The sequence below is a fragment of the Mesorhizobium sp. M7A.F.Ca.CA.001.10.2.1 genome (assembly GCF_003998575.1).
Taxonomy (GTDB): Bacteria; Pseudomonadota; Alphaproteobacteria; order Rhizobiales; family Rhizobiaceae; genus Mesorhizobium.
In genome coordinates, this window is record NZ_RZQY01000831.1 from 1 (window position 1) to 2,245 (window position 2,245).

1 protein-coding gene is annotated in these 2,245 nt (G+C 61.9%); it reads right to left on the bottom strand.

The window, feature by feature from the left end:
- Positions 1-41: 41 nt before the first annotated feature.
- Positions 42-2,165 carry a prolyl oligopeptidase family protein gene (locus EN964_RS32315; RefSeq protein ID WP_127266639.1) on the bottom strand — a complete coding sequence of 708 codons (2,124 nt, stop codon included), beginning with the start codon at positions 2,163-2,165 and terminating at the stop codon, positions 42-44.
- Positions 2,166-2,245 lie beyond the last annotated feature (80 nt).

The following is a 2,245-nucleotide window of genomic DNA, read 5'->3' on the forward strand; positions in this document are numbered from 1 at the left end:
GCACTATTTCGTCTCCTGCTCGAATGAATTGTTGATGGACCTCAAATGCCCCACTTGCGTGCAACGCGTTCCGCCGTCTCCGGAAGGTGATCGTTGAAGCCGATTGCGCTGCGGAGAAAATTGGTGCCTAGACTGATGAATGCGGCTTGCTCCCGATTGTCCTCGCCGCAGCCGTGCCCGCCTGCGCTGGCCTCGTAGAAGTAAGCGGGATAGCCAAGAGCCTGCAGTTTTGCGGCCATCTTGCGCGCATGGCCCGGATGGACGCGGTCGTCGCGTTTCGTGGTGGCGATCAGGATAGGCGGATAGGGCTGTCCCGGCGCTGCGGCGTGATAGGCGGAGATTTCCTTCAGGAAAGCCCAATCGTGAACCTTGTCCGGATCGCCATATTCGTCGATCCAGCTCGCGCCCGCCAAGAGCTTGGTGTAGCGACGCATGTCGATAAGCGGTGCTGTGCAGAACAGAGCCCCGAAATGCTCAGGATAGCGGGTCAGCATGTTTGCGATCAGCAGGCCGCCATTTGAGCCACCCTCGGCGGCAATCCGCCTCGGCAGGGTGATGCCCCTTCGCACGAGGTCGGCGGCAACGGCGGCGAAATCGTCATGGGCGAGACGCTTGCCCTCCCTGCGCCCGGCTTCGTGCCAGCGGGTGCCGAACTCGCCGCCGCCGCGGATGTTCGCCTCGACACACGTGCCGCCGCGCTCGAGCCACAGCTTGCCCAGCGGGGAGTTGTAGTAGGGCAGGAGTGATACGCCGAACCCGCCATAAGCGGAAAGGTGAATCGGAGCATCTCCGTTCCCGTTCGCCGGACCAACCTGCGTATAGGGGATCAGCTCATGATCGATAGAGACTGCCTCGTGGCGCGTGACCACCAGTCCGGATGCATCGAAATTCTCCGGGCTGCGCTTCAGGATTGCTGAAGCGCTGAGAGACGGCGCGGCATTCAGATCGAACAGCAAGAGCTGCGGCGGCGTGATCGGATCCTGAGCACAGATCAGGACCTCTCCATTGGTCTCGTGAACTGCCGCATCGAATGACCAGACGTCGACAGTACCTTCGGCGGGCAGGGTGTTCAGGACTCGGCGCGTCCATTCCTGGTGGCCGGGAGTGAACATCTCGAAACGCGGTGCGAGATTGACGAGGTAAGAGATAATGAGCTTCCCGTCATTCCAGAAGAATGACTGCATGGAGCGCCTTTCCCCTGGTTGAAACAGGGTCTCAAAACGGCGTCCGCCAGCGAGGAAAGAGGAAAGCGAGATGACGATCAGCGCGTCGGCGGGATGGGTGGTGCCTCCCACCGTCCAGGGCTTGCGCGGCCTTACCGCCAGCCAGTCGCCGAAGACCCGCCACGACGCGTCGCGAGGAAGATCGATCTGCCTCCTCGGCCCGCTCCTATCGCCGATCCAGCTGATCTTCTCGAAGAAGGCCGGCTGCTCGATGAACCAAAGGCGCTCGCTGCGGCCGGTGCGGTCCGAATGACCAGACACTTGGAAGCTTTCGAACCCGGCCTCGAAGATTGCCGGCGTGGTGAGGGGATCCGCGTCACGCTTCCACAGTCGAACGGTGCGCGCATAGCCGGAGCGGGTGGCCATGCCATTACCAAGCGCACTGGAAAGCAGAAGCGTGTCAGGGTCCAGCCAATTAACGTAGCCTTTGGCCTCGGGGAGGTTGAAGCCGTCGGCGACAAAGCTCAGAGAGATCAGGTCGAATTCGCGATGCACGACCGCGTCGCTGCCGCCGCGCGACAGGCGCAGAACGGCTCTTTCCCGTCTCTCCGGCTCGATGGACGCGCCGTCCCAGATCCAGTCCTCTCCGTCGCTAGCCGCGAGAGCATCCAGATCGAGCAGTAGCTCCCATTGGGGATCCGCCTTCATGTAGGCGGCAAGGGTGGTCCGGCGCCACAGTCCGCGTGGATTACCGTCATCTCGCCAGTAATTGTAGAGGTACTGACTACGGCGCGCGATCAGGGGAAGATTGTCGCGATTGTCGAAAATGGCTGTCAGAGCCGCGCGGTCGCGCTCGAATTGCGCTCCACCGAAGTGCTTCAGGGTCTTTGCCGATTGGCCGGCGGCCCAGGCAAGTGCCCGCTCGCCCTCTACATCTTCAAGCCAGACATAGGGATCGTCGTCGGGAGCATCCAGCGTTGGACGGACATCAAATGCGTTCATGTCCGGACAGCCTTCAGAAAGAAGGGATAGAGGCTTCCGTCGGCTCGGGAACGCTCAGTGCTGGTAGCGGCGCCCACATG